4 protein-coding genes and 1 pseudogene are annotated in these 3,806 nt (G+C 44.0%); 2 read left to right on the top strand and 3 right to left on the bottom strand.

The genetic code is table 11. The annotated features are described in order from the left end of the window. The first annotated feature begins 163 nt into the window (after window positions 1-163). Complete coding sequence (locus AB7U21_RS11160; RefSeq protein WP_292353141.1) at window positions 164-454, top strand: non-histone chromosomal MC1 family protein; 291 nt, start codon at window positions 164-166, stop codon at window positions 452-454. A 160-nt stretch (window positions 455-614) separates the two neighbouring features. Further along, window positions 615-1,511, top strand: coding sequence for an acetylglutamate kinase (gene argB, locus AB7U21_RS11155; RefSeq protein WP_428389086.1), 897 nt, complete (start codon window positions 615-617; stop codon window positions 1,509-1,511). Window positions 1,512-1,516: 5 nt separating this feature from the next. Here the strand turns inward: argB and AB7U21_RS11150 are convergent, their stop codons facing one another. The 3 genes and pseudogenes from AB7U21_RS11150 to AB7U21_RS11140 all read right to left on the bottom strand — a co-directional run. Further along, a complete protein-coding gene (locus tag AB7U21_RS11150) occupies window positions 1,517-2,557 on the bottom strand; it encodes an archaeosine biosynthesis radical SAM protein RaSEA (protein WP_428389084.1) in 1,041 nt (346 codons plus the stop codon). A gap of 134 nt (window positions 2,558-2,691) precedes the next feature. Beyond that, window positions 2,692-3,228 (bottom strand): hypothetical protein, encoded by a 537-nt coding sequence (locus tag AB7U21_RS11145; protein ID WP_428389082.1) that lies wholly within the window; start codon window positions 3,226-3,228, stop codon window positions 2,692-2,694. A gap of 387 nt (window positions 3,229-3,615) precedes the next feature. Then, window positions 3,616-3,806, bottom strand: a pseudogene (locus AB7U21_RS11140) (glutamine-hydrolyzing GMP synthase); the annotation flags it as partial.

The following is a 3,806-nucleotide window of genomic DNA, read 5'->3' as shown; positions in this document are numbered from 1 at the left end:
ATATTTAAACAGCAATATAATTTAAACAGGATTATGAGTACGCCCGATAATCCAACTGGTATAAACCAGAATCGAAAGGCAACATTAAAAGAAAAATATATATACTATATGTGCAGAATAGGTTTATCGAGTAAAAATCACATGCAAGCAATGAGGTGACATGATGGTTGAAACTAGGAACTTTGTACTGAGAGATAAGAACGGAAATGAACACGGTGTATTTACCGGAAAACAGCCACGTCAGGCAGCATTGAAGGTCGCTAACCGCGGCAAGGGAACAAAAGCAAAGCCAGAAACCATAAAGCTCCGTGAGAGGGGAACCAAAAAGATCCATGTCTTCAAGGGCTGGAGAGAAAATGTAGATGCTCCAAAGAACAAGCCAGACTGGATGCCTGATAAGATCAGCAAGCCATTCGTGAAGAAAGTAGGCATAGAGAAGCTCGACAAGATCTAAAGCCTTAATAAAATCAGTTTTCATTTTTCTGGTTACCAGATTCTGGTACCATTCTCTTTCAATAAATCTTCTTTTTATGGTCCAATAAAGATAATATATTGGAACCTATATCAATACTGATACTTTTTATTGGTAATTGACTCACCAGTGAGGGTGGACTGTGACACTGAAAAGAGAGAACGTGTTGATAGAGGCTCTTCCTTATATCAGGAAGTTCCATAATGCCATAATGGTCATCAAAGTAGGTGGCCATGCCATGGTTGATAAACAGATAATGAGCGATATCATTGAAGACGTAGTGCTGCTGAAGTTCGTGGGCATACACCCGATCATAGTGCATGGAGGGGGGCCGGAGATCACCGAGAAGATGAACCGCATGGGAAAGAAACCCAAATTTGTAGGTGGATTACGCATCACAGATGATGAGACCCTTGAAATTGCGCGCATGGTACTGGTAGGTAATATCAATACCGATATCGTATCCCTCATAGGTAAACATGGAGGAAAGGGAATCGGTCTTTCCGGCAAAGATGGTAAGCTCATCGTTGCTAAGAAAATAGCTGCCCAAAAGGTAATGATAGAGAACATGGAGCATGAGGTTGACCTGGGCTGGGTGGGAGAAACCGAGATCATCAACACAGAGATTGTGGAAATTGTCACAGAACATGGTTATATTCCTGTAATATCCCCCATTGCCATAGACTCCAGTGGGAGAGGGCTCAACATAAATGCAGATACAGTGGCCGGAGATATCGCTGCAGCTCTGAGGGCACAGAAACTCATTCTCATGACAGATGTACCGGGCATCCTGAGGAACATCGAAGATAAGTCTTCCCGCATATCCAGAGTGAAACTTGAGGATGTGGAAAAACTGGTGAGAGAGGGAGTCATCTCAGGCGGCATGGTGCCCAAGCTAAGGGGTGCTGTGACCGCAGTGGAAAGTGGTGTGGAAAGAGTGCATATAATAGATGGGAGCGTATCTCACTCGGTCCTGCTGGAACTCTTCACCGATACAGGGATAGGGACAATGGTTTACAGAGGCGAGGACGGGGAGTGAGAGATTCACTCCAGGACAGGGGAGCCAAAACTGAGATCGTCCAGAACCAGGACCTTTTCCCACAAATACCTGCAATCACATTCCAGTCCTTCAAGATCATGCAGATCCTGGCTCAATGAGAAAGCCCGAATGGCATCTGCAACCTGCCCGCTGCATTCCTTGCAGTTGCGCGGCCCCCTTTTGGCACCTGCACCTACCGGGTCGGAAGTGATGACCAGATGTGGGAACTCCTTTTTTGTCCTTTTAAGTATCTCCACAATGCTCCATAGCCACGGGGGACGGTATTCCCCCCGTTCCCATAGATATTCTATCAGAGTGCCTTTCTGCACATTGCACAGATTGATGGATATCACGTTGGAATATACTGACGCTTCCCTTACTGAAGTGACAATGTCCTCTAAAGCCTGTTTTTCGGGGATGAAAGGGGGTTTCAGCATAAGGTATGTCTTTACTGCGACACCATTGGATTTTGCAATCTCGGCAGCCCTGACAAAATCCCTGAAAGTGAAACCTTTGTTGATAGAGTGTTTTCTGATGAGGTCCGAACTGGTCTCAAGACCTATGGCAACCTCGAACAACGTACCTTTAAGATGAGCAAGGCAGAACTTCATGGATGCTTCTGTCAGGAACTCTGGCCTGGATTCCACCACTACCTTAAAGACCCGATCATCTTCTTCCAGAAGCGAAAGTATCTTAGAGAGAGCATCAGCCGGCACTTCCTTTTCATCAAGGAAACTACCTGAGGTAAATATCTTGACCATGAACCTGTCAAACTTTGAAGCTTTAACCATGGCTTTCCGGAACTGGGAAACAAGATCGTCTGCAGAAGGAGAAGTATGCGCACTGTCGTACACGTAACCACACATGGTGCAGCCTCCGACCTTACCCCACCAGCACCCGGAAGTGCGGAAGATCATGGTAAGGGTATTCTCCACATTCCCATCCACATGGTCCTTGCCGGTCCACACTGCAGAGGGCATATCCAGAGGTGTCGGTTTGATCCGCTGCCTCTGACGTATCTCAAGAACTTTAGTATTCAGTGACATTTACTCCCATCTTCTCACAAGACTTTGCATTAACGTTTTTCTCTTAATTTCCTGTGCGTTAAGGTTCTTAATTTTGCTTTTGATGTCGATATTTTTCATTCGGCAAAAATTCTGTACTCAAAATGCACTCAAATTTATTTTTTTCTCTGCGAATTTTGCATAGGACTTTTCTTGCTTCCCCATGCAGATATTGCATCCGCACAGATTTGAGTAAGTGGCTCTCCGATTGCAGCCTTATAGTTAAATCCCAATAACTGCATGGTTTTTAATGTATCAACACTAATTAGGCATTTTATTTGAGATAAGCTATTTGCTGTGTCCTGAGCCTTTTTTGTTGCCTCTTCTCCTTGTGCCATAGCGGTTGTCATCTGCGATGAATTAAATATTTCCAGAACCATTGCCACAGTATTATGTAAATGCTCGATATCATCATCACTGATTACGATTCTATCAAGCTCTGATTTATATGCCTGTGCAATACGCACCGCTTCTTCTCGTTCAAGCAGAACCTCATTTATCAACTCGTCATATGTGGTGCGCAGATTCTCTATGTTTTTTTCTTCTTTTGCTGCTCGAATTTTCTTATTGACGGCTGATGCTGTACCCTTAACAGCTAACTCCGCAAGTGATACTCCCATTTCTATTATGGGCTGTGTGCAAGTTGGATCCATATACTCATCACCTTTCTCTTTTGTATGTCTACAGCATATCTACCTTTGTATATCAATTGTCTTAACTTCTCACAGAACTTAGCAACAAAAGAGAAATCAACCACTTGCGGCTTCACTTCCCTTCGAAAATATGCGGTGTATTGTATTACCAACACAATATTTTACCTAAATTCAAATATTTGCAACAGGAATATTCAATGCCTTCAAAATACTGAAAATCACATCAAGCTGCACGGCACAATCATTATTTTCTATCGACGACATATGCGTGCAGCTTATATCAATTTAATCTGCAAGCTGCATTTGGGATAATCCCGGCTTTTTTCTGTAATCGGCAATGTTCAATCCTAACTTCTTGTATTTTTCAAAATGTTCTCTTTCCATAAGTTATTCAAACTCGATGGTTGCTGGGGGTTTCGGAGACAGGTCATACACAACTCTTGCAACCGAGGGGATCTCGCCTGTGATGCGCGACTCGATGCGCTTTAGCACATCCCAGGGCAGTTCCATGGCCTCTGCGGTCATACCGTCACGGGAACCGACAGCACGTACTGCAACTATCCAGCCATGCACTCTCT

It is taken from the genome of Methanomethylovorans sp. (genome assembly GCF_050177135.1).
Taxonomy (GTDB): Archaea; Halobacteriota; Methanosarcinia; order Methanosarcinales; family Methanosarcinaceae; genus Methanomethylovorans.
Note: the sequence above shows the minus strand (reverse complement) of the source record. Positions and strands in the feature narration are given on the sequence as shown.